The organism is Chitinophaga sp. XS-30 (assembly GCF_008086345.1).
Taxonomy (GTDB): domain Bacteria; phylum Bacteroidota; class Bacteroidia; order Chitinophagales; family Chitinophagaceae; genus Chitinophaga.
The window spans coordinates 6118713-6142116 of sequence record NZ_CP043006.1 but is presented as its reverse complement, the minus strand read 5'-3'; the positions used below and the strand labels follow the sequence as shown (position 1 = coordinate 6142116).

The 23404-nt window shown below is 51.5% G+C and carries 18 protein-coding genes; 15 read left to right on the top strand and 3 right to left on the bottom strand.

The window, feature by feature from the left end; genetic code table 11:
• Window positions 1-159: 159 nt before the first annotated feature.
• A complete protein-coding gene (locus FW415_RS24710; protein WP_148389751.1) occupies window positions 160-567 on the bottom strand; it encodes a transmembrane 220 family protein in 408 nt (135 codons plus the stop codon).
• A gap of 625 nt (window positions 568-1192) precedes the next feature.
• Between FW415_RS24710 and FW415_RS24705 the strand changes: the two genes are divergently transcribed.
• The 6 genes from FW415_RS24705 (at window position 1193) to FW415_RS24680 (ending at window position 7988) form a co-directional block, all read left to right on the top strand.
• Window positions 1193-2071, top strand: coding sequence for an EboA domain-containing protein (locus FW415_RS24705; protein ID WP_148389750.1), 879 nt, complete (start codon window positions 1193-1195; stop codon window positions 2069-2071).
• A 64-nt stretch (window positions 2072-2135) separates the two neighbouring features.
• The gene (locus tag FW415_RS24700) at window positions 2136-3122 is read left to right on the top strand and encodes a TatD family hydrolase (protein ID WP_148389749.1); all 987 of its coding nucleotides are present in this window, start codon (window positions 2136-2138) and stop codon (window positions 3120-3122) included.
• Between the two features lie 50 nt (window positions 3123-3172).
• A complete protein-coding gene (gene eboC, locus FW415_RS24695; RefSeq protein WP_246858861.1) occupies window positions 3173-4075 on the top strand; it encodes a UbiA-like protein EboC in 903 nt (300 codons plus the stop codon).
• A gap of 7 nt (window positions 4076-4082) precedes the next feature.
• Window positions 4083-5318, top strand: a complete 1236-nt coding sequence (locus FW415_RS24690; RefSeq protein ID WP_371417068.1) for a 3-dehydroquinate synthase — start codon at window positions 4083-4085, stop codon at window positions 5316-5318.
• A gap of 48 nt (window positions 5319-5366) precedes the next feature.
• Window positions 5367-6578, top strand: coding sequence for a metabolite traffic protein EboE (eboE, locus tag FW415_RS24685; RefSeq protein WP_148389747.1), 1212 nt, complete (start codon window positions 5367-5369; stop codon window positions 6576-6578).
• Window positions 6579-6623: 45 nt separating this feature from the next.
• Window positions 6624-7988 carry an alkaline phosphatase family protein gene (locus tag FW415_RS24680; protein ID WP_148389746.1) on the top strand — a complete coding sequence of 455 codons (1365 nt, stop codon included), beginning with the start codon at window positions 6624-6626 and terminating at the stop codon, window positions 7986-7988.
• Window positions 7989-8053: 65 nt separating this feature from the next.
• Here the strand turns inward: FW415_RS24680 and FW415_RS24675 are convergent, their stop codons facing one another.
• Complete coding sequence (locus FW415_RS24675; RefSeq protein WP_148389745.1) at window positions 8054-9415, bottom strand: DUF1080 domain-containing protein; 1362 nt, start codon at window positions 9413-9415, stop codon at window positions 8054-8056.
• Window positions 9416-9711: 296 nt separating this feature from the next.
• On the opposite strand from FW415_RS24675, the gene FW415_RS24670 reads away from it, so the two are divergent.
• From FW415_RS24670 to FW415_RS24650, 5 genes are all read left to right on the top strand, one after another.
• On the top strand, window positions 9712-10293 hold the full coding sequence (locus tag FW415_RS24670) for a DJ-1/PfpI family protein (protein WP_148389744.1): 582 nt from the start codon (window positions 9712-9714) through the stop codon (window positions 10291-10293).
• 198 nt (window positions 10294-10491) lie between these two features.
• Entirely contained in the window at window positions 10492-11379 is an 888-nt protein-coding gene (gene atpG / locus FW415_RS24665) for an ATP synthase F1 subunit gamma (RefSeq protein ID WP_148389743.1), read from the top strand.
• Window positions 11380-11481: 102 nt separating this feature from the next.
• Window positions 11482-12849 carry an SMC-Scp complex subunit ScpB gene (gene scpB, locus FW415_RS24660; RefSeq protein WP_148389742.1) on the top strand — a complete coding sequence of 456 codons (1368 nt, stop codon included), beginning with the start codon at window positions 11482-11484 and terminating at the stop codon, window positions 12847-12849.
• Window positions 12850-13082: 233 nt separating this feature from the next.
• The gene (locus FW415_RS24655) at window positions 13083-13469 is read left to right on the top strand and encodes a response regulator (RefSeq protein WP_168208971.1); all 387 of its coding nucleotides are present in this window, start codon (window positions 13083-13085) and stop codon (window positions 13467-13469) included.
• Window positions 13470-13671: 202 nt separating this feature from the next.
• A complete protein-coding gene (locus FW415_RS24650) occupies window positions 13672-14280 on the top strand; it encodes an RNA polymerase sigma factor (RefSeq protein WP_148389740.1) in 609 nt (202 codons plus the stop codon).
• Window positions 14281-14326: 46 nt separating this feature from the next.
• Here the strand turns inward: FW415_RS24650 and FW415_RS24645 are convergent, their stop codons facing one another.
• Window positions 14327-14770: a GNAT family N-acetyltransferase gene (locus tag FW415_RS24645; RefSeq protein WP_148389739.1), complete on the bottom strand. Its 444-nt coding sequence runs from the start codon at window positions 14768-14770 to the stop codon at window positions 14327-14329.
• A gap of 208 nt (window positions 14771-14978) precedes the next feature.
• Between FW415_RS24645 and FW415_RS24640 the strand changes: the two genes are divergently transcribed.
• The 4 genes from FW415_RS24640 to FW415_RS24625 are packed head-to-tail and all read left to right on the top strand — an operon-like array spanning window position 14979 to window position 23394.
• Entirely contained in the window at window positions 14979-16016 is a 1038-nt protein-coding gene (locus FW415_RS24640) for a FecR family protein (RefSeq protein ID WP_148389738.1), read from the top strand.
• A 38-nt stretch (window positions 16017-16054) separates the two neighbouring features.
• Window positions 16055-19432, top strand: a complete 3378-nt coding sequence (locus tag FW415_RS24635; RefSeq protein ID WP_148389737.1) for a TonB-dependent receptor — start codon at window positions 16055-16057, stop codon at window positions 19430-19432.
• 24 nt (window positions 19433-19456) lie between these two features.
• Complete coding sequence (locus FW415_RS24630) at window positions 19457-20800, top strand: RagB/SusD family nutrient uptake outer membrane protein (protein ID WP_148389736.1); 1344 nt, start codon at window positions 19457-19459, stop codon at window positions 20798-20800.
• Between the two features lie 17 nt (window positions 20801-20817).
• Window positions 20818-23394, top strand: a complete 2577-nt coding sequence (locus FW415_RS24625; protein WP_148389735.1) for a zinc-dependent metalloprotease — start codon at window positions 20818-20820, stop codon at window positions 23392-23394.
• Window positions 23395-23404: the final 10 nt, after the last annotated feature.

The window sequence follows — 23404 nt, the reverse complement described above, 5'->3', positions numbered from 1 at the left end:
AGCGAGGCTGACCCTTCCGGGCCGGCCTCGCTTTTTTATGCATAATGATACTATTTAAACCTCCTTCTCCTTGGGTTTTCCTTGTCTTCTCCTTGTGTTGTCCTTGGGGCGGCGAAGCACAGGGGCTGCTGGTAAAATTGTATCAGCATCGGGCTATCGTTATCCGATCTTCATCATCTTTTTACGCATCTTTTTCGCTTTCCGCTGGCTGGTATGCACAAAGTTGGCCAGCAGTACGATAATGATGATGAAGAGGCCGAAGAACTCCCGCGTATCTTCGATCCAGGGGGCGGAAGCCTTCATGCTGCCGGCGATGTTCTCCGCCTGATGATCCCGCATCCAGCTCAGCACGCCATCTTTTTCAAAGAAGAGATAAGCGGCATATCCCAGGCAGGCAACGATCCCGAACAGGTACCAGCCTTTGTAATATTTACCTGTGGCCGCCAGCGCACAAAAAATGGCGCCGTAAAGATAAATGGGTATCCAGATGTAGGGGTCCGGATCATTCCATTGAAGCGCAGCAAATAGCACGAACAGAACGGCAAAAATGACATTGAATATTTTCATGGCACAAATTGTACGAAAAAAATTGAAACCAGCGGTTCCGTCTGCCCGAAAAAAAATGTGAACAGATGAAAACTAGTCAGATAAATTGTTTAAACTTACATAAAATCCGCAATACAAGCCTCATGCTTGTAGTGAGAAAACTTTTTTTCAAAAAAAATAGCACAATAGTTGCGGTTGTTAAATAAATGTTATAATTTTAAAACATCAATGACAACTGATTCGCATACGAAAATTTGCATGAGATAAACCACACCTTGACCGATATTTAGAGAAATTTTTTGCCTTTATAAATTCCACTTTTTTGCATCGTTAATCTATTGAAACAACTGTGCCAGCGTAGTAAAATCGGTCAAACTTATCTACTGCAAAATCGTTTTTCCAAAGAGAATGTTAAAATTTTGACACTTTGGGGTGATCGGTGAACGATTTTTAATCCTTATATTGCATATCGAAAGCAGTTGCCTCCAACGCCAAGGCAACATGAAAGTTCAACCCCGGCAAGATATTTGGGCATGGTCCCTGAAGAATATCCTGGTTACTAATCAGGTTTTAGAATGGCGGAAGGAGAGGCACTAGTTGCCTCTCTTTTATTTTATGCCAGCCCGGAATTTCTTATTTTAGCCCCATGGGATACGCATACGATGAGCGCAGGATTTCGACGCTGTTACACCAGATCATACTCCGGCATGTACCGGATACCGCTGAAAAATGGCTGTCCGCCCAATTGACTGCCTGGCTGCAGCAGGGCGCCATGCAACAGTTCAACCTGGCCTTTTCCGCCGCCCCGCGTTTTCTGGGCAGGACGGAAGTTCAGCTATCCACGGCAGAGCAGGAAGCCCTGCATCCCTTCGTGATCAATGACTATACACTGGATCGCCTTTTCCGCGTCTGGTGGCTGCTGCAGCTGCCCATACAGGACAAAAGCGCCTATATCCGTGCGTTGGAGAACCTGTTCATGGCCGCGGAAATGAACGAGCAGGTAGCGCTTTACGGCGCATTGCCCCTGCTGGCTTTTCCCGAAGAATGGACGGCCCGCACGGCGGAAGGCATCAGATCAAACATTGGTGTGGTATTGGAAGCGATCATGCTGGATAATCCGTACCCCGCAAAGTACCTGGACGAAGCGGCCTGGAACCAGCTGGTGCTGAAAGCCTTCTTTACAGAGAAACCCGTACACCGCATCACCGGTCTGGATGAACGCGCAAACCCGGTACTGGCACGCACGCTCATCGATCTTGCGCATGAACGATGGGCAGCAGGCAGGGTGGTGCATCCGCTGTTATGGCGGCTGGTGGCGCCTTTCATCAGTGAAACCAACTTTGCGGACATCGAAAGGGTATGGTTCTCTGAACAGCATGCAGAGCGCGAAGCCGCTGCACTGGCCTGTTTCAGTTCTTCGTATAACCCGGCCCGTGAGTTGCTCGGCAAACGGCCGGACATGGCGGAAGACATCGCCACCGGCAAACTTACTTGGGAAACAGTGGCCCGGCGCATAAATGGCTAATTCATGCTATTCTATGCGTTGCGCTTTATTACTAATTTGATGACAATTGTAATTCGAACCATATATGTGTTGTAGTGCTCAGCTGACGGAAAAAGACCTTCAACCCCTCAATCATAATCCGGCATACCTGGATGCCATCAAAGGCATGCGGTTTTTTGACCCGCATGTACATATGACCTCCCGTACAACGGACGATTACCAGGCCATGGCAGACGCGGGGGTAGTGGCATTGATAGAACCGGCTTTCTGGCTCGGCCAGCCCCGTACGGGAGTGGATACGTTCCGCGATTATTACAGCAGCCTTGTGGGCTGGGAACGTTTCCGCTCATCGCAGTTCGGCATCAAACATTACTGTACCATCGGCCTGAACTCGAAAGAAGCGAATAACGAAAAACTCAGCGAACAGGTCATGGAGATACTGCCGCTCTTCATCTATAAAGAAGGCGTGGTAGGTATCGGTGAGATCGGATTTGATGATCAGACCGCACTGGAAGAAAAATATTACCGCGCACAGCTGCTGCTGGCCAAAGATGCCGGCCTCCCGGTACAGATCCATACGCCGCACCGCGACAAGAAACAGGGTACGCAGCGGAGTATGGACATAGCCCTGGAAATGGGCCTGGACCCCTATATGGTCATCGTGGACCATAACAACGAAGAAACCGTAAAAGAGGTGCTGGACCGGGGCTTCTGGGCCGCATTCACCATCTATCCGTTCACTAAAATGGGCAATGAAAGAATGGTGGAAGTGGTCAGGCAGTACGGGACCGAACGCATCATGATCAATTCAGCGGCGGACTGGGGGATCAGCGATCCGCTGGCCGTACCCAAAACCGCGGCCCTGATGCTGGAAAGCGGTATCGACAAAGCATCCGTAGAACTGGTTACCTATCGAAACGCCATCACGGCATTTGCGCAGAGCGGGCAGATCAATGAAGCCGACTTTGACACCGTTCAGACAGTAGACCAAAGCCTCAAATACAACGGCAGCACTGTTCTGCGCGGAGGTCAGCAGCCCCGGCCAAATAAACAGTCAACAATTATCAGGTAACCGGATACACCTTTCCCCATTGTTTAACCATTGAATCCTAACTGAAGAACGTGAGCTATATCTTTACCAAATTATTTGGTTATCTGCGTTTGATGCGGCCGGCTAATATCCTGACGGCCATTACCGATGTCATGGCAGGTATCGCCATCTCCGGATTTTTACTGGCCGGTTTTGGGGACACCCAGTCCGTGCTGCAATTCCTTTGCCTCGTTTTCGCCACCATCGGCCTGTACGGCGGCGGCGTTGTATTCAACGATGTTTTTGATGCTACGCTCGACCGTATTGAACGCCCGGAAAGGCCCATCCCCAGCGGTGTCATCTCCCGCACCGAGGCTATCGTGCTGGGCGTGTACCTGTTGGTACTTGGCGTGATCGGCGCTTTCAGCGTCGGGGAATTGCAGGGGATCATTGCCTTGTGCATCGCCATTGCCGCACTGGTATATAACAAATGGGGCAAACATCATACACAGCTCGGCCCGCTGAACATGGGCCTTTGCCGTGGCCTGAACCTGCTGCTCGGCATGAGCATTCTCCCGGAATCACTGTTACGTCACGGATGGTTCGCCCTGGTGCCGGTACTGTACATCGCAGCCATTACCATGATCAGTCGGGATGAAGTGCATGGCGGGAAGAAAGGCCCCCTGAAAATGGCCGCCGCCGGTTATGCCATCGTCTGCATCGTCATTCTCGTACAGGGCTGGCTTCACGGAAAGCTCCCGGAAGTAGCGCTCTTCCTGGCGGTATTCCTCTATCTCATCATGCGCCCGTTGCTGACCGCCATAAAAGACCCAGCCGGTCCGAATATCGGGCGGGCCGTTAAAGGAGGGATCATCGGCCTGATCGCCATGAATGCGGCCTGGGCCGCAGCCTTCGCCACATTCCCCTTCGCCCTGGCTGTCCTTTGCCTCCTCCCCTTATCCATCCTCCTCTCCAGGGCATTTGCCGTAACATGACCGGAAACTGCTCACAAAAATTCCCGGCGTTAATACCGTTTTTTGTACTTTTAGCCGGTTAAACAGTCCCGTAAGAATCAGTAGGAGTATAGATATGTCGTACATACAGCAATCATTCAGTGTTCAGTTTGAGTATAAGGTCTACTTTACAGAGAATATTTTCGATCCGGCCAACCCATGCTTTGCATCTTACCTGGAATCCCAGGCAGAGAAAGGTATCCGTAAAAAGCTGCTGTTCATCGTAGATGACGGGGTAACGGAAGCGCATGCAGACCTGAAGGAGCAGTTATCCGCCTATTGCCAGGGGCTGGACAACTTTGAGCTGGTGGAAGATGTGATCGTGGTCCCGGGTGGCGAGGCGGCAAAGAACGACCTCCAGCTTTTTTACTGGCTGGTCAACGCCATCAACCAGCATGCCATCGACCGGCATTCCTTTGTGGTAGCCATCGGTGGCGGGTCTGTGCTGGACCTGGCAGGGTATGTGGCAGCGGTGAGCCACCGCGGTGTGAAGCATATCCGCATTCCCACTACAGTATTGTCCCAGAACGATTCCGGGGTAGGGGTGAAGAACGGGATCAACTACCATGGCAAAAAGAACTTCCTGGGCTCATTCGCCCCGCCCGCAGCGGTGTTTAATGATGCCCGCTTCCTGACCACGCTGGATGAGCGCGACTGGCGCTCCGGCATGATAGAAGCAGTGAAGGTAGCCCTGATAAAGGACGCCGGTTTCTTTGACTGGATGGAATCTCATGCGCAAAAGCTGACGGAAGCGGAACCGGAAAGCCTGCAATACCTGATCCGCCGCTGCGCGGAACTGCATATGGCCCATATCGGCGGTAAAGACCCCTTTGAAAGCGGCTCTTCCCGCCCTCTTGATTTCGGGCACTGGAGCGCGCACAAGCTGGAACAGCTGACGGACTTCGAGCTGCGGCATGGTGAAGCAGTGTCCATCGGCATTGCGCTGGACAGTGTGTATTCCTGGTTAAAGGGCATGCTCGATGAAGGATCGCTGCTGCGCATCATCAATTTACTGAAACAACTGCGGTTGCCATTATATCATCCCCTTCTCGAAATAGAAGATGAAAGCTCCGCCATCATAGCCGGGCTGGAAGAGTTCCGCGAACATCTCGGCGGAAGGCTCACCATCTCGCTGCTGCGCGCCATCGGCAAAGGGGAGGAAGTGCATGAAATGGATCAGGAAACGCTCATGCAGGCTGCGAACATGCTGCGTGACAAATGGTAGGGAAAGAATACGCAAGACCAGATCAGGACAACAGACAATTTATATATCATGCATACTCCATACGGCCACCTGACATACTGTTCCAACATTCATGCGGGTGAAAACTGGGGAGATCACTTTTCTCAACTGCAGGCATTCATTCCTGCCGTTAAAGCACAGGTATCGCCCGGCAAGCCTTTCGGCATCGGCCTTCGCCTGAGCAATCTCGCCAGCCTCGAACTGGCAAAGGAACCCACCCTGAATACATTCCGGTTGTGGCTGAAAGAGCAGGACTGCTACGTATTCACCATGAACGGTTTTCCATACGGCGGCTTTCACAGGGAAAAAGTGAAAGACGATGTACATACGCCGGACTGGACCTCCGCCGAGCGCGTGGCTTACACTATCCGCCTCTTCCGCATCCTGGCAGCATTGCTGCCTGAAGGAATGGAAGGCGGCGTGTCTACCTCCCCTTTATCCTACAAATTATGGCACCGCTGCGGCGAAGAGCATAAGGCGGTAATGGAAAGCGCTACGCTCAACATGCTGCTGGTGGTAGAGCAATTAGTGAACATCCACCGGAAAGGCGGGCCACTGCTGCATCTCGATGTGGAGCCGGAACCGGATGGTATGCTGGAGAACTCCAAAGAGTATATCGACTGGTATTTTCAGCACCTGCTGCCCGCAGGTGTGATCTTTTTGCAGGACAAGTTCGGCATGACCGAAGAAGAAGCCATACTGGCCATTAAACAGCATGTGCAGCTCTGTTATGACGTGTGTCACTTTGCCGTATCCTATGAAGACCCGCAGGTAGTGCTGGAGCGCCTGAACTATTTTGGCCTGAAGACCGGAAAAGTGCAGATCAGCGCCGCCCTGAAAGCGGAATTCCGGGATGAAAACACACGCCGGCAGGTGATGGCCGCATTCGCGGAGTTTAATGAATCCACTTACCTGCACCAGGTCATCGCCCGTAAAACGGACGAGGGAAAACTGCATTATCCGGACCTGCCGCAGGCGCTGGCCGATCAGGACAATCCCGATGTACAGGAATGGCGTGCGCATTTTCATGTGCCGGTTTTCGTGCAGCAGTTCGGTGCGCTGACCTCCACGCGGGAAGACATTGTGCGGGTGCTGCAACGGCAGGCCGCCAAACCGTTCACGCATCATCTTGAAATAGAGACCTATACCTGGGAAGTATTGCCCGCCGGCCTGAAACAGGAGATGGGCGCGTCCATCGCCAGAGAAATGAAATGGGTGTTGCAACAGTTGGAATTATCCTGACATCATCCTAGCTTTGAACAGGTTTTGAAACCCAGCGAGATATCTATGAGAAAAACTGTGGTAATTGACGTAGTCGGACTTTCTTCATCCCTGATCGGTGAGCATACGCCATTCCTGGCCGCATACGCGCAACAGCATCATAAAAGCGCCATTGCTCCCATGCTTCCGGCAGTGACCACAGCAGTACAGTCCACCTACGTGACCGGCCAGTGGCCAAGTGAGCACGGCATTGTGGGGAACGGCTGGTACGACCGGGAGGACTGCGAGATCAAATTCTGGAAACAATCCAACAAGCTGGTACAGGTAGAAAAGATATGGGAACGCGCCAAAAAGCTCGATCCCGCTTTTACCTGCGCAAAAATGTTCTGGTGGTACAATATGTACTCCACCGCCGATTTTTCCGTAACGCCCCGTCCCCAATACCTGTCGGACGGGCGCAAAATGCCGGACTGTTATGCGCATCCCGCATCGCTACGCGACCGGCTGCAGCAGGAGCTGGGGCAGTTCCCGTTATTCCAGTTCTGGGGGCCCGGCGCCAATATCCGCTCCTCCCAATGGATCGCGGACGCTTCCATGCTGACGGACAAATGGCATGATCCCACCCTCACGCTGATCTATCTTCCGCATCTCGATTACTGTCTGCAGAAGTACGGGCATGATTACACGAAAATAGCGCCGGAATTGCGCGCGATCGACAAAGTTGTGGAGCAGCTCGTTAACTATTATCAGCAGCAGGACAGCGAGATCATCATCCTGTCAGAATACGGTATCACGAATGTGGGCAATCCCATTCATCTCAACCGGCTCTTCCGCGAGGCAGGATTGATTGCGGTGAGGGAGGAGCGCGGTCTGGAACTGCTGGACCCCGGCGCATCAAAAGCGTTTGCGGTAGCGGATCACCAGGTAGCGCATGTATATGTGAATGATGAACGTGTTTACAAGAAGGTCAGGGAACTGGTGGAAAATATACCGGGTGTGCAGCTGGCGCTGGACAGGGAAGGGAAGCGGGCGCATCACCTGCACCATGAACGCAGCGGGGAATTTGTGCTGGTAGCCGACGCCAACAGCTGGTTCACCTATTATTACTGGCTGGATGACGCCAAAGCGCCGGATTTTGCGCGCATCGTGGATATTCACCGCAAACCCGGTTATGATCCGGTAGAGATGTTCCTTAACCCTGCCGACCCCTTTGTAAAGCTGAAGGTCATCAGCAAAGTGATGAAAAAGAAACTGGGCTTCCGTTACCTGATGGACGTGATTCCCCTGGACGCCACGCTGGTACGCGGTTCTCACGGGCGTATCGCGGAGGATATAAAAGATCATCCGGTGCTGATCAGCACACAGCCGCTGAAAGACCGTTTACTGGCTACAGATATATACGATGTGATCTGGAAAGCGATGGTTCACTAAAAAAAGGACATCCCGAAGAGTCGGGATGTCGGTTGAAAAACAGTGAACAATGAAATAGTCGCTGACTACCTCAAAATCTTTATCTTGATACTGCGGAAACTCACGGCATTACCGTGGTCCTGCAGCAGGATATGTCCTTTTTCTGCCATGCCAAAGTTCTCGAATTTCTGGTATTTACTGCGTGCCACCAGGGCCTTGTAAATATTATCACCTCTGACATAACTTACCACCTTGTGCCCGTTCAGCCAGTGTTCCACCCGATTGTCCGGGTACACTACCAGCCGCCCGTGGTTCCATTCACCGATCTTTTTATGGGAATTGGTGAATTTATAGGAAGGGATAAGATCATACAAAGATGCAAGTTTTCTGTTTCCCGCGGCGCCTAATTTTGCATCCGGGTGTTTTTGGTCGTCCAGGATCTGGAATTCCAGCCCGATAGCTGAGCCCGGACTGTTCTCTTTTTCGGTCACAAAGTACTTCACGCCGCTGTTGGCGCCTTCCGTGAGGCGGAAGTCAAATTCCAGGTCAAATGCGCCGAATTCCTCTTCTGTAACGATGTCGCCCCCGTTGGTGGATTCGCCGCCGTCAGCCGGCAGCACGTTCAGGGTGCCGTCTTTGATCTCCCAGCCTTTGGCGGGGAAAGCATCCTTATGGGCGCCGCGCCAGCCTTTGGTAGAGGTGCCGTCCCACAACAGGCGTACGCCGTTGCGTTTTTCCTGCTCGGAAACGGTATTCGGGATATTATTCACCACATAGATGGTATCGTAGGGGGAATACTGCGAAGCAGGGGGATTCTCCATGATGCGGATGTTCTTCCAGCGGATATTCTTGCCCGCATCTTCCTGTTTATTGCCGATGCCATGCACCTGCAGGGCGATAAAGCCTGAAGGCAGCTCGGCATCTACCAGGTGGGCAGCTGCAATACCGTTGATATAGGTCCGGATCTCGGAGCCGCGGCATTCGATACGGTATTTGTTCCAGGTATTGGGTTTGTAGGCATGCTGGGCAGCGGGATTGAGGTCCAGCGGATAAAGCCAGCCCCGGCGACCTTCCTCATAAATGCCACCGCTCCAGCGGCGGGGAGAAGGGTCTACTTCCATCTGGTAGCCGAATACACGGCCGTTATTGTAATCGGCCCTGCTCTGGCTCCGGAACTGGATGCCGGAATTGAAGTCCTTATCCAGCTTGTATTCCACCTCAAAGATGAAATCGCCATAGTCCTTTTCCGTTGCCAGGAAGGAATTAGGCTCCTTGAGCACCGTTGTGCCAACGATCTCGCCGTTCTTTACTTCATAGATAGCTTTGCCATTGAGCTGTTTCCAGCCTTTCAGATCTTTACCGTTGAACAGGTTCTGCCATTTGCCATTTTGCGCCTGTACGGCGACCATCCACAGCAACCCGCAACCGAGAAGGATGTACTTTTTCATGGAAGAGTAATTTGTATCAGAAAGCCGCTTCTGCAATCCGGGCCATTGCACTCGCTGCTTTTTAAGGTTTTAAAGTTGACCAAGTTTGCGTACGCTGCCCGTGTTGCGCCGCCATGCCACGACAAAGCGCAGCCTTGAGCGCCCCAAGATAAAGAATTATCCCTGAAAATTGCAATCGTTTGCAATAAACTTATCATAAGAGCAGTTACGCATGTTTCCTTTTCTAAGATAAAGGAAAATACACTTATTTCTCAATAACTTTAGTATATCCGTTAACCAGTTAAAACGTTAATAATATGGCACAAAAAAGAATTGTGTTCCTCACAGGTGATTATGCGGAGGATTATGAAACGATGGTCCCCTTCCAGATGCTGCAGATGGTGGGGCATGATGTACATGCGGTTTGTCCTGATAAATCCGCCGGGGACAAGGTGATCACGGCGATCCATGATTTTGAGGGGGATCAGACCTACAGTGAGAAGCGCGGGCATTATTTCGTGCTGAACGCCTCCTTTGCGGACGTTAACCCGGCGGAGTATGACGCCCTGGTGATAGCCGGGGGGCGGGCGCCGGAATACCTGCGGTTGAACCGGAAGGTGATAGATATGGTGAAACACTTTGCTTCGGCAGGCAAGCCCATCGCCGCGGTATGCCACGGCATACAGATCCTGACGGCGGCGGATGTGGTCCGGGGCCGGAAGCTGACGGCTTACCCGGCTGTGGAGCCGGAAGTGACCATGGCCGGAGGCGAGTATGTGTCTGTGAACGTTGATGAAGCCGTGACGGACGGCAACCTGGTGACCTCACCGGCCTGGCCGGGGCATCCGCAATGGATAGCGGCGTTCCTGAAAGTACTGGGGACGAAGATCACCCTGTAGGCTGGAGGGGCCTTCCCCGGGAGCACCGGCCATTGGAACAAAGTCCCTGGTTCTCCGGCGCGGTTCCGGCTGCCCCCAAACCTGACCAGAATCAGGAGAAATATCGGGGGCCGGATTTCCGATTTATCAGCCCTTTGCTTACCTTTGCAGCCGAAAATGAAAGGGCGGTCGTCCTTTTATATAAATCTTTAAAAGAATATGTCTGGACAGCTTAAAGAAGTTCGTAACCGTATTAAATCCATCCAGTCTACCCAGCAGATCACAAAAGCCATGAAAATGGTGAGTGCTGCCAAACTGCGCCGTGCACAGGATGCCATTGTTCAAATGCGCCCCTATGCTGTGAAATTGCAGGAGATGTTGCAAAACATCGTCAGCAATACGGAAGGCGGGATAGATATGGCCCTGGCTGCCAACCGCCAGGTGGAAAAAGTGCTGATCGTGGCGATCACATCAGACCGCGGGCTTTGCGGAGCATACAATACTAACATCATCAAGCTGGCCAAACAGACCATCCGCGAGAAATATGCCGCCCAGTTCGCCAAAGGCCATGTGGAAATACTGCCCATCGGTAAAAAGGCCTATGAGCATTTTTCAAAGAACGGCTATAAAGTGAACGACAGTTTCTGGAACCTGTTTTCCAACCTCTCCTTCGAACAGGTGAAAGCCGCCGCCGGAGTTGCCATGGAAGGGTTCATAAAAGGGGAATACGACGCGGTGGACATTATCTACAGCGAATTCAAGAATGCCGCTACCCAGCGTTTCAAGGCAGAGCAATTCCTGCCCATCGCGAAAGTGGAGAACGCAGGAGAAGAAAAGACCGCCAAAGCGGATTATATTTTCGAGCCCGAAAAAGCGACCCTGATCGCTGAACTGATGCCGAAGATCCTCAATACCCAGTTCTTCAAAGCCGTGCTGGACGGCCATGCTTCCGAACACGGGGCCAGGATGACCGCAATGGACAAGGCGACCGAAAACGCCGGGGAACTGTTGCGCAGCCTGAAGATCGAATACAACCGCGCCCGCCAGGCCGCCATCACAACGGAGCTTACCGAGATCGTAAGCGGCGCTGCAGCACTGATGGGCTGATCTTATGCACAAGTAATCAACAGTACAATATTTATATTTCTGAAAAAATGTCAAAGGTCTTATTTTCGGCCTTTGACATTTTTGTTTAATCGACTTTAGTCCATGGAAATTTCCCAGCTCATCCCGCATGTAGAAGCATTGATCTTTGCCGCAGACCGTCCTTTGCCGGTGGCGGACATCCTCGAGCTGCTCAATAACGCAATGGCCTTCCTGGAAGACCGCGCCACCCAGGAACAGGTGGAAGCCGCCCTTGAAGCCATCCAGGAAAAATACAATTCCGAATTCTATGCCTTCAGCGTACGGGAAAGCGGGGGAGGTTACCAGTTCCTGACTAAAAAAGAGTATTACCAGACCGTGGCGCAACTGAACGGCGAGAAGTTCCTTAAACGCCTGTCCACCGCCGCGCTGGAAACACTGGCCATCATTGCCTACAAACAACCCATCTCCAAAGGCGAGATCGAACACATCCGCGGCGTAAGCACCGATTATTCCATTACCAAACTGCTGGAAAAAGAACTGATCGTGATCTCCGGCCGCAGCGAAGAACTGCCGGGGAAACCCTTGTTATATACTACTTCAAAGGCTTTCATGGACTATTTCGGCTTGAATTCCCCGAAAGACCTGCCGAAGCTCAAGGAAGTGTTCGATGAGGATTTCGTAGCGCCGACGCAGCTGTCCATCGAAAGCGGGGAAACGCTTCGGGTGGATGAAGAACTGGTGGATGATGACGGGCATCTGATCGTTTCGGAGACAGGTGAACTGACGGAAACCACAACGATCATGATGGATGATGAAATAACAGAGGAAAGCGACGGACTGGAACAGGGCAGCGAAGCCGCTATGGAAGGGGAAGCGCCGCTTGCAGCCGGGGAGGAACAGGAAATGCCGGCAGAAGTTGCAGATAATGATGAAGAAATAGCTGGCGATACTGAAATGAACGAAGCCGATGCTGCTGAAGGCATCGAAGCCGCTGTTGAAGATCTTGGGAATGAGGAAGGAGATCATGAAACGAGCGAAAGGGAAACGGATAACAATGATGATGATGCGGATAGTGATACTGATGGCGAGAGCGAAGGTGCGGTAGAAGGTGAAGATAAGGGAAATGATGAAGACAGTGGTGTAGTGGAAGGTGGCGATGATGAGTCGGTGGATGATGATGAGGAAGAAGATGATGAGGACGAGGAAAGTGACGAAGATGACGATGTCGTGAATGGTAGCGATGATGGGGCCGCCGATGGCGAGGAAGAAGCTGAAGATGATGAGGAAGACGAGGAAGAAGATGAAGATGAAGATGATGACGATGAGGATGAAGAAGATGAAGATGATGACGATGATGACGATGAGGATGAGGATGAAGAAGATGATGAGGCAGCCGATGACGACGAGGAAGATGAAGATAATGACGACGAAGATGAGGATAACGATGATGACGGCAGCAGGAAGGGAAGCGATGACAACAATTCCCAATAATAGGTCGTTGCAACCTTTTTCCATAAAGCGCTAGGAACATCGAAATGTGGCTCAATCAGCATTGCTTTTGAGCTGTAAATGCCGGTATAATGAGCTTCTAAATAAGCTCAGCAGTTTCCATATATCCCGGCCCCATTTTTCACACCAGCCTTTCAGACTGTTGACGAAACCAATAAGCGCTCCCCGTATCTGGTATGATTTTTAATACATCTATTGAAAATCATCAAACGCTTATGACAAACACCACCACCACCACCACGGATAAAAAGCAAAAGCTCCTGATCATCGAAGACGAAGGAGAGATGTGCCTCCTGATCAATATGCTGCTGGACGGCAAAGGACTTGAAGTGGAGCATGTAAAAACTATTTCCGAAACTGTGGAATATTTTCAACAGCATCAACCCGCCATCGTGCTGCTCGATAACCGGCTGCCGGACGGATTCGGCGTAGACCTGATCAGTTTTATCCGGAAAAAATACCCTGCCACAAAGATCATTATGATCTCCGGTGTGGACACCACCATAAAAGACCTGGCCCTCGAGAACGGCGCCGACGCCTTCCTTGAAAAGCCTTTCACCAAAGCAGAGATATGGCAGGTGATCAACAGTTTCCTGAATTGATCCTCCCCGGCCATCAGCACCGGGATCAGGCCTGCCCCGCCCCGTCAGCACCCATAAAGCCCATTATTATATTTACGGCTCTGGCTCCCTGTACCTTACAGGAATAACAGCATTCCGGTAGCATGGCCGTGGTTTTTACCATATCTTAGCACGGGAGGGGACTTCGGGAGCGTCCCCAGGGCTTGAATAAATTTTCTCTTTAATGGACAGTGGCTTAAATGCTGACGCTTTATTGTGGCAGGCCTTTCAGCAAGGTGACCGCCGTGCCTTTGCGGCCATATACCGGCAGTACTTCAGGAACCTGTATGAATATGGACTGCGGGTTGCTGAGGATAAAAGCCTCGTGAAAGACAGTATCCAGGACCTGTTCATAAAACTCTGGTCCAACCGCCTGCAGCTGTCCAGTGTCCGGAACGTTAAATCATATTTGCTCGTATCGCTGCGCAGCACCATTTTTAATAAAACAAAACAATCCAGGCGCACAAAGATCATCGGCATAGAGGATCAGCACTCGTTTGAACTGAACTTTACGGTGGAGTCGGCTTACCTCGAAAAAGAAGCTGTTTCCGAAAGGAGCAGAAACCTGCTCAATGCGTTGAACCAACTTACGCCCAAACAAAAAGAGATCATCTACCTGAAGTATTTTGAAGAACTGGAGTATAACGAGATCGCTGCTATTCTGAACATCTCCGTAAAAGCAACCTATAAACTATCTGCCAGGGCCATCGTAGCGCTGCGGGAGATCATGAACACCCCGGGCTTCTCGTTGCTGATGATCATCAGCCTGGCAAAAGAGGAACTGCTTTCCTGAGTATTATGGCCGCGCCGCGCGGTTGGTCATAAAAAGCTCCGGGTTTTCATCCCTTCTTTTCCATCCAATGCTCATACCGCATGACGAACTTTATTTCGCCCTTTCCGCGCATGCCCGTTTCCGTCCAGCCCGCTTTCCGGTAGAATTTTTCTGCCCGTGTACCGGGTGCGGTCCCCAGCCATACTTCTTTCGTCGTCTGCTCAAAATACCAGTCCAGCATCGTATCATGAAGTTGCCTGCCAATGCCGCGCCTTTCAAATTCAGGTTTCAGGAACAGCGCCCAGATGTTATGGTCTTGCAGATCAACAATGGCAAAACCAGCAATTGCATCCCCGATCACACAAACCCATCCCTTTCCGCTGATGTCGAGGAAACGGTGATAATCCTCATCGGTAACCAGATCCGGATTGGACAAAACATTTTCCGTAACGGCATTTCTTACGATCTGCATTTGTGCAATGTCACCGGTCGTTGCTGTTCTGATGATCATATTGGTACGGTTTTGCGGTAGTGTATCGATGATATGGCAATATACAGCGATTTTTGAAGACCTGTTTAATATATTGATTATCAAATTACTACAAATTAAACTCTCTGTCCTTAGCCTTTTATCAACTTTTTTTGAAAAAAATTCCTGCCCAGTGGGGTAAAAACGCATTTCCGGCTGTCCTGTTAATAATACCGCCGATAAACTGACGATGGCATCGGACTACACATCATATGACCAGCAGGATTTTCTTGAGGATAAGTTTTTTATCCAATGGGTAAAATACGGCACACCGGAAACGGAGGCATTCTGGAATAGCTGGATAGCCGCGCAGCCGCATAATCTGGCCGCATTAAGAGGAGCGGAGGAGCAGCTGAAACACATGTTAAGCGTCCGCAGGATAGACCCGGAGCCATCTGACGAGGAAGAGGTCTGGAACAAGATCATCACTGCCATAGATGAAAGTCCGGCTAAAGTGGTGCGGATGACCGGCCGGCGGAAATGGCTTATAGCAGCATCTATAGCAGCGGTCATACTGTTTACCGGCGCTTTCTGGTTACTGAACCGTAATACCGCCAATACTGTTGTTGCCGGATATGGGCAACTGGTGACCGTATCCCTGCCCGATGCGTCCATTGTAAAGCTGAATGCGAATTCACAGGTGATCTATCTGCGCAAATGGGATAATGGCCAACCTAGGGAAGTGTACCTGAAAGGGGAAGCATTTTTTTCTGTACGACATATCAATAGCAGCAAGTTTAAAAAGGCTATTGCGGCGAACGAACGCTTTATCGTACATACAAACAGGTTGCGGATAGAAGTGTTGGGGACGGAATTCAACGTAAAGGAACGCAGGGGTAAAACAACCGTATCGCTGGAAAAGGGAAGCATAAAAGTACAATTGAAAGCAGACAGCCTGCAGCAACTGTTCCTGCAACCGGGAGATCTGGCGGAATATGACGAACAAACAGGCACATTCAGCAAAACAACCGCACCGCCGGCGTTTCATAAGGACTGGACCGAGCGGAAAATGCTGACGAGCAATACCACCGTAGCGGAGATCGTTACTGAACTGGAAGACATTTACGGCTATACGATCATACTGGAAGATCCGGAGTTGGCAAACAGGAAGATAGACGGCACCATCCCGCTGAAAAACGAGAGCAATGTACTGTTCATACTGTCTAATATATTAAATGTGGATATCGAGAAAAAGAACAACCAAATGATTTTTAAAACGAGGAAGTAGTCGACATCCCTATCCCGTCAATTATTAAAAAAAAGGACATGAGAAAACTTGCCGCGCTATATCTGTTAGCGCTGTCACTGCTGGTATGCGCTACTGCGGGCGCCCAGACCACCATCCCGCTGAAAAATGCGCTGGATGAAGTAACCAGGATCTTCGGGACCAAATTCGTGTATGAAAGGTCCACCATCGGGAACAAAACAACAACGGTAGATGTGGAGGCGCAGAAAGACCAGCCGGTGGAAAAAGTGCTGAAAAGCATTTTATATCCGAATAATCTGCTGTTCCTGTATATTGATGTGAATCATTATACCATCGTCAGGAATGATAAAAAGAGCATTCCTGTTCCCGGAACGATTGATATCAGGGGGCTCGTGCCTCGGTTGCCGAAGGATACTGCCGTTGAAGGAAAGATATCGGGTATTGTGGTTTCAGCCGATGATCAGCCATTGAGCGGCGTGAGCATTACGGCGCCGGATGGCGGTGCCATCACTGATTTGAACGGGCGTTTCTCCGTTTCCGCAAAAGCCAATGACATTGTAACGCTTACCTCTGTAGGCTACCGCCCCTTGTCTGTCCGTTTAAAAGCAAGCGGCCAGCGGCTGGTGATGACATTGGACCAGCGGCAGATCGATGAAGTGGTGGTGATCGCTTATGGCTCGCAGAGCAGAAAAGACCTCACCGGTTCCATATCCACTATTTCCGGTAAAGACATTTCCGAACTTCCGCCGACGGTCAACCTGGAGCAGGCGTTGCAGGGCAGGGCCGCAGGTGTAATGGTGGTGCAGGAATCCGGGCAGCCCGGCAGCGCCACCCGCGTGCGGATAAGGGGCAGCTCCTCGCTGCTGGGTTCCAATCAGCCTTTATATGTAGTGGACGGGATTCCCGTAGTGGCCGAAGGCAATATCCCGGATGACGGTTCTGCATTTAACACCGCCATGATCCGGCAGGGATTGAACAGCCCACTGGCAAATATCAATACGGAAGACATTGAATCGATCAGTGTGCTGAAAGATGCGTCCGCAACGGCCATCTACGGCTCCAGAGCCGCTAACGGCGTGGTGATCGTCACCACAAAGAAAGGCAAGGGAAAGCCGGTGTACACGTTCAGCACTTCCCTCAGCTATCAGAAAGCACAAACGGAAAAAATGCTGAATGCGCAGCAGTTCCGGGAAATATGGACGGAAGCGGCGAATAACGCTACTTCCACTGCGGCTATTGTGCAGGATATTAAAGACGGCTCCTATTTCGGGAATGGCAATACAGACTGGTCGAAAGAAGTAACACCCGGCGATCCGCTGACGAAGAACGTCAACTTCTCCGTTTCCGGCGGTACGGACAAAATCAAATACTACAGTTCGCTGGGCGCGCAGGATCAGATGGGCGGCTTTCATAATGCCTATTTCAAACGGTATTCCTTCCTCCTTAACCTGAACCTTGCCGTTTCCCGCAGGATCAACCTCGGCACATCGGTAAACCTGTCTTCCTCCACACAAGGCTCCCCGGATGCGGCGCTTTTAACTCGGATCTATTCTTTCCGGCCCGATCTTCCGGTGTATGATTCCGCAGGCTACTATTCTTCTTCCAACTACCACAATTTCGAGAACCCGGTAGCATTGGCCGCGGCAACGAACGTTAACCGCACCGGTTTGCTGTTAGGTTCCATTTTCGGCGATATCAGGATCACGGATGAACTGGTCTTCAAATCTTCCCTGGCGGTCAACTACAGTACCGGCAAGCAAAGGAGCTTTTATCCGAGTTTCACCTTTACCGGCGGGTTCACCCGAAACGGCCCCGGCCCGGGCTTCGCCCAGGAAAGCAATACCGAAAACTACTCCACTTTATGGGAGAATACGCTGACGTATGACAAGACCTTTGCTGACAGACATGTCGTGAACGGCGTTTTGGGCGCCTCCTGGCAAGGGGACAACCAGGAATTCCTGAAAGCCTCCGGCAAAGGGTTCCCGCAGGACTTCACCCTCACCAATCTTTCCAGTGCCACACAGGATTTCGAGATCGCTTCCAATAAAAAGCAAAGCGGGCTGATCTCTTATTTCGGGCGCGTAAACTATCAGTACAACGATAAATACATGCTCACCCTGTCCGCCCGGGCAGACGGATCATCCAAATTCGCATCGGAAAACAAATGGGCATTCTTCCCCACCGTTGCGGCGGCCTGGAGAATATCCGAGGAAAGCATCTTCAGTTCCCTGCAGTTTATTGACGATCTGAAAATAAGAGCCAGCATTGGCATGACGGGGCAGCAGAATTTCGGGCCCTATCAATGGCGTACTTTGTTTGACGCAGCCAACTACGGTGGAATGCCTGCCGTAGTACAGAGCCAGTTGGGTAACAGCCGCCTGAAGTGGGAGCTTACCCGGCAGACGGATATCGGGCTGGATTTTTCCCTGTTCCGCGGCCGCCTGAATGGTGCGTTCGATATCTATGAGAAAAATACCACTGATCTGCTGTATTTCTATAAAGCCCCTGGTAATACCGGCGCCGGCAATGTGATCGGCAACCTGGGCAATACGAAGAACAACGGCATGGAACTGTCGCTGGACGGAGACATCATCAGGAACGGGAGTTTTACCTGGAATTTAGGACTGAACATCGCCCGCAACCGTAACCGGCTGGTGAAACTGAACGACGATTTTCTGAATAAATCAACCGGCTTCATTACGCCGCCCAATACCGGTTCCGTATTGCAGCCCGGGCAGCCGATAGGTTTGCTGTATGGCCATATTGCTGAAGGCATATTTCAGACGCAAGAAGAGATTGACGCTTTGAACGCAGCTGCGGGTGGTTTTTACCAGGCAGCCGGCACATCGCCGGGTGATATCAAATTCAGGGATAGTAATGGTGACGGCAGGGTAACGTCGGCAGACCAGACCATTATCGGCAATGCCGTTCCCGATTTCTCCGGTGGTTTCACCAATGCATTCGAGTTTAAAGGTTTACGCCTGTCTTCTTTATTCGTGTACGCAATGGGGAACGATCTTCGCTGGGGCACACAGGCGCAGGCGATCAACTTTACCTCTGCAGCCCTGGAAAACAAGATGTCGATCGTCCTGGACCGCTGGACGCCGGAGAATGGCGGCAGTCAACCCCGGGTAGTGTATGGCGATCCCAACTCCAACGGTAGGGTTTCCAGTTTTTATGTATATGATGCCTCTTTCCTGCGGTTGAAGAATGTTCACCTGTCCTACAACTTTCCGGGCGGACTGCTGAGCGGCACGCGCTTCATCAAAACGGCCATGGTGTATATCAGTGGAACCAACCTGCTGACCTTCACAAAATATCCCGGCGCCAATCCGGAAACAAGCAACCTGTACAATGATGATGTGAGTACCGGTCTGGATAACAGCCGGTTCCCGATAGCCAAGGTGTACACTGTAGGCCTCAGGGTTGGATTCTAGTTCCTAAAACGTAAAGACAATATCATGAAAAATATTCTCTGCATAATATTCATTGCCCTTCTGCTCGGTGGCTGCACAAAAATTACGGATGTGATAGACCGCGAGCCGCCCAATAACCTGGTACCCGAGAATGTGGCAAAGAACGCCGAAGGTGTGCGTAACCTGCTGAATGGCGCCTATGCCAAGCTGCATGACCAGTATTATTATATGGTGCTGACCGAAGTCATTCCCGGCGCCCTGAGCGGCACCATCGCCAGGAATGGTTCCCTCGTCAACCTGCAGTACGTGGATAATGCGGTACTGCCTACCCTGGCGGAAGTCAACAACTGCTGGGTGGCCATGTATAAAATGATCAACCAGGCCAATTGGGTCATTCAGCTGGTGAACGAATTACCTGAAGGCGAAATGGCGCAGGCGGAAAGGGAAACGATCACCGCGCAGGCCAGGGCATTACGGGCGATGGCCCATTTCGACGCCCTGCGTTTCTTCGGCCAGTTCTATGATGTGAACAGCCCGTGGGGGGTGGTGATCAGAACGGAGCCGGCGGATTTCACCACACGCAACATCGCCAGAAGCACGGTTGCCGAGGTCTATAACCAGGTGCTGTCGGATCTCGACTATGCGATAGAAAAAGCGCCGGATTTTTCCACGCCGGTATTCATCTCCAAAACGGCAGCGCAGGCCATCAAGGCCAGGGTGTTGTTGTTCAGGGGCGATTACGGAGAAGCGGCGGCAATGGCGGATGATGTGATCTCCGGCGGAAAACGGAAGCTGAGCGCTACCTATGCCAAGGTGTTTTCAGACGGGTTCTCTTCCACGGAAATGATCTTCATGCGGGCAACGGATGCGATCACCTTTACCGGCGACCGGAAAAGGTTCACCTACGGCAACCGCCACGCGATCGCCAGTCCCTGGTTCAAGACCTTTATGGCGGGCGATCCGCGGATTCCGGCCACTTACACGGCATCTAACAGCGCCATCGTCAAAACGAACAATGCTGCCCATTTTGCGCCTTCCTATTTTTTCCGGCTGGCGGAAATGTACCTGATCAAAGCTGAAGGGCTTGCCCGCAGCGGTGCTCCCATAGCAGATGCCAAGGCGCCGCTGGACAGCATTATCACAAGGGCTTACGGTACGCCGCAAACATCGCCCGCTACCACCAGGGAAGCATTGCTGAACGATATCTATGCGCAGATCATCAAGGAACTGGCTTTTGAGAACGGCAGCGAATGGTTCGCCGGAATACGGTTTGACAGCATCATGTCCGTCAAACCAACGGTAGTAGATGTTGATCAGTACATTTTGCCCATTCCGGAAGCCGAGACCATGAGCAATCCATTCTTCGGGGATCAGAACCCCGGCTACTAACACGTTTAAATTATAGCATGACAGATTTAAAAAGATCGATGGGATGTACCATGCTGTTTGCCTGCTGGATGCTGGGCATCTCTGCAGCAAACGCACAGGAGAAACGCGACACGAGCATAAAATCATACGATGCTTTCTTTCCAAAGCAACCCGTGTCGGATACAGGATTATTTATTGTTCACCTCGATAAAGGGAACTACTATTTCGAGATACCGGACAGCCTCCTGAAAAAGGACATGCTGATCGTTTCCCGCCGTGCCGCCATGAGCAGCAGCGAGATCGATCCCATGGTAGCCGGTGACAATGCACAGTCCGGAGGATTGATGATCCAGTGGGATGTTACGCCTGACGGCAAATCCATTCTGCTGAAAAAAGTGACTACCCGTAACCTGATGCGTTTCAGCGGAACGGATAGCGCTTTTGAAAGAGCGATCATGCGGCAGACCCTTGATCCCATACTCATGTCTTTCCCTATCAAGGCAAAAGGCAAACAAAACATGAGCGCGATCATCGACATCAGACCCTTGTATGCGGCGGACGTAAAGGAACTCACGCCTTTCGCGCAGAACCCCTTGTACGTGGCGCTGGGCCTTCCCGTAAAAAAATACAAGTTTGAGGCGGACCGCTCTTTCATCAGTACGGCGCAAAGCTTCGGTCAGAATATAGAAGTACGCAGCATGCTTACGTTCACGGAAGGGGATAACACCTATTCCATCCTGGTGAACCGCTCTATGGTGCTGTTGCCTGAAGCGCCCATGCAGGCAAGGTTTGCAGATGACAGGGTGGGCTATTTCGTGCGGTCTTACAGCGATTATAACGAAAGCAATCCCGTGAAGCAGCGGTCTTTTATCGCCCGCTGGCGGCTGGAGCCGAAGCCGGAAGATGTGGCAAAGATGCGCAACGGTGCGCTCGCGGAACCGGTTAAACCCGTTATTTTTTATATCGACGACGCCACGCCGGAGAAATGGGTGAAGTATATCAGGCAGGGAGTGGAAGACTGGCTGCCGGCATTCGAAGCGGCCGGTTTTAAAAATGCGATCGTAGCCAGGGACGTTCCGGTGAATGATCCTTCATTCAATCCGGAGGATATGCGGTATTCCGTTATCCGGTACACGGCCTCGGCCATTCCCAATGCCAAAGGCCCATCCGTGACCGATCCACGCTCCGGCGAAATTCTGGAATCGGATATCATTATCTATCACAACGTTTTTCAGCTGTTGAAGGACTGGCGTTTTGCCCAGACCGCAGCTAACGATCCTGTTGTGCGCACCACGCAAATTCCTGACTCCATCCTGGGCGAAGCGTTGCGGTATGTGGTGGCGCATGAGGTGGGGCATGCGCTGGGCCTGCGGCATAACATGGGTGCTTCTTTCGCCTTCCCGGTCGATTCCCTGCGTTCTGCTACATTTACGCAACAGTATGGCACCACGCCGTCCATCATGGATTACGCGCGGAATAACTATGTGGCGCAGCCGGAAGACAAGGGGGTAAAACTTACGCCGCCGCTATTGGGGGCATATGATAAATATGCGATCAGCTGGGGCTACAAGCCCATCCCGCAGGCCCTGGACGCTGAAAGCGAAGTGCCGGTGCTGAACAGCTGGATCGAAAAACATATCGGTGATCCATCCTACCGTTTCGGGGAAGGCGACCTCAACAGCAGCGACCCTTCCGCCATGCGTGAAAGCCTGGGAGACAATGTGGTAAAGGCCAGCGAATACGGCGTGAAAAATATAAAATATATCATCTCGCACCTGGAGGAATGGATAGGCAAAAAAGGCGAAAGCTACGAGGATATGGAAGACCTGCTGAAAGCCGTGCTGCGGCAGTATGAGCGGTATATCGGGCATGTGTCCGTAAATATCGCGGGTATCTACCAGCGTTATCCAGTGCAGGGGCAGCACGAAAAAAGGTACACCTATGTGAGCAAGGAAGAACAGCGGAAATCGGTGGCCTTTATCCTGAAGCAATACCGCGAACTGCCGGAGTGGCTTGAAATAGCTGATCTGAATATCGTTAACAATACCGGTGGTGTAAGAAAACTGCTGCCTATCAGCAGCTATATTGAGAGATTGTACACCAGCAGCTTCCAGGGCAATCTGTTGAACAACGGCAAGCTGGCTTACCTGGTGGATAATGAAGTGGCGAACGGGAAAGATGCTTACGGCGCAAAGGACCTGCTGAAAGATATCCGACAGGATGTATTCCGGGAAACGATGGCCGGAAAGGCGCCGGACTTTTACCGCCAGATGCTGCAGGCGATTTATGTGGACAGGCTGATCAATATTTCAAAGTTCGGTAGGCCCGTACCGGGCGGCAAACGGGTCTTGCATGCCCTGCATACCAGCTGTTTCTGCTTGCATGATGCGGAACTGCCTTCTCTCAGGGCGCAGCAGCCCGGGGACAACAACCTTTACTTTCAGTATATGGATTTCAGGGCTGCGGACAAGCAGTTCAAAATAGAAAGCCTGGTGCTGGGAGAATTAAAGGACATCAGGGAGTTGATCAAAAAAGGGATCAGGGTGGGTAATGCTACGCCTTCCCATTACGACTTCCTGCTGAAACGGATCAATACCTTTTTAGCAGCGCAATAAAGCAAAAAAA

Bases quoted from the DNA above. Each gene is read 5' to 3' on its own strand.
- FW415_RS24710 (WP_148389751.1), bottom strand. From the start codon at position 567: ATGAAAATATTCAATGTCATTTTTGCCGTTCTGTTCGTGCTATTTGCT.
- FW415_RS24705 (WP_148389750.1), top strand. From the start codon at position 1,193: ATGGGATACGCATACGATGAGCGCAGGATTTCGACGCTGTTACACCAG.
- FW415_RS24700 (WP_148389749.1), top strand. From the start codon at position 2,136: ATGTGTTGTAGTGCTCAGCTGACGGAAAAAGACCTTCAACCCCTCAAT.
- eboE (WP_148389747.1), top strand. From the start codon at position 5,367: ATGCATACTCCATACGGCCACCTGACATACTGTTCCAACATTCATGCG.
- FW415_RS24680 (WP_148389746.1), top strand. From the start codon at position 6,624: ATGAGAAAAACTGTGGTAATTGACGTAGTCGGACTTTCTTCATCCCTG.
- FW415_RS24675 (WP_148389745.1), bottom strand. From the start codon at position 9,415: ATGAAAAAGTACATCCTTCTCGGTTGCGGGTTGCTGTGGATGGTCGCC.
- FW415_RS24670 (WP_148389744.1), top strand. From the start codon at position 9,712: ATGGCACAAAAAAGAATTGTGTTCCTCACAGGTGATTATGCGGAGGAT.
- atpG (WP_148389743.1), top strand. From the start codon at position 10,492: ATGTCTGGACAGCTTAAAGAAGTTCGTAACCGTATTAAATCCATCCAG.
- scpB (WP_148389742.1), top strand. From the start codon at position 11,482: ATGGAAATTTCCCAGCTCATCCCGCATGTAGAAGCATTGATCTTTGCC.
- FW415_RS24655 (WP_168208971.1), top strand. From the start codon at position 13,083: ATGACAAACACCACCACCACCACCACGGATAAAAAGCAAAAGCTCCTG.
- FW415_RS24650 (WP_148389740.1), top strand. From the start codon at position 13,672: ATGGACAGTGGCTTAAATGCTGACGCTTTATTGTGGCAGGCCTTTCAG.
- FW415_RS24645 (WP_148389739.1), bottom strand. From the start codon at position 14,770: ATGATCATCAGAACAGCAACGACCGGTGACATTGCACAAATGCAGATC.
- FW415_RS24640 (WP_148389738.1), top strand. From the start codon at position 14,979: ATGGCATCGGACTACACATCATATGACCAGCAGGATTTTCTTGAGGAT.
- FW415_RS24635 (WP_148389737.1), top strand. From the start codon at position 16,055: ATGAGAAAACTTGCCGCGCTATATCTGTTAGCGCTGTCACTGCTGGTA.
- FW415_RS24630 (WP_148389736.1), top strand. From the start codon at position 19,457: ATGAAAAATATTCTCTGCATAATATTCATTGCCCTTCTGCTCGGTGGC.
- FW415_RS24625 (WP_148389735.1), top strand. From the start codon at position 20,818: ATGACAGATTTAAAAAGATCGATGGGATGTACCATGCTGTTTGCCTGC.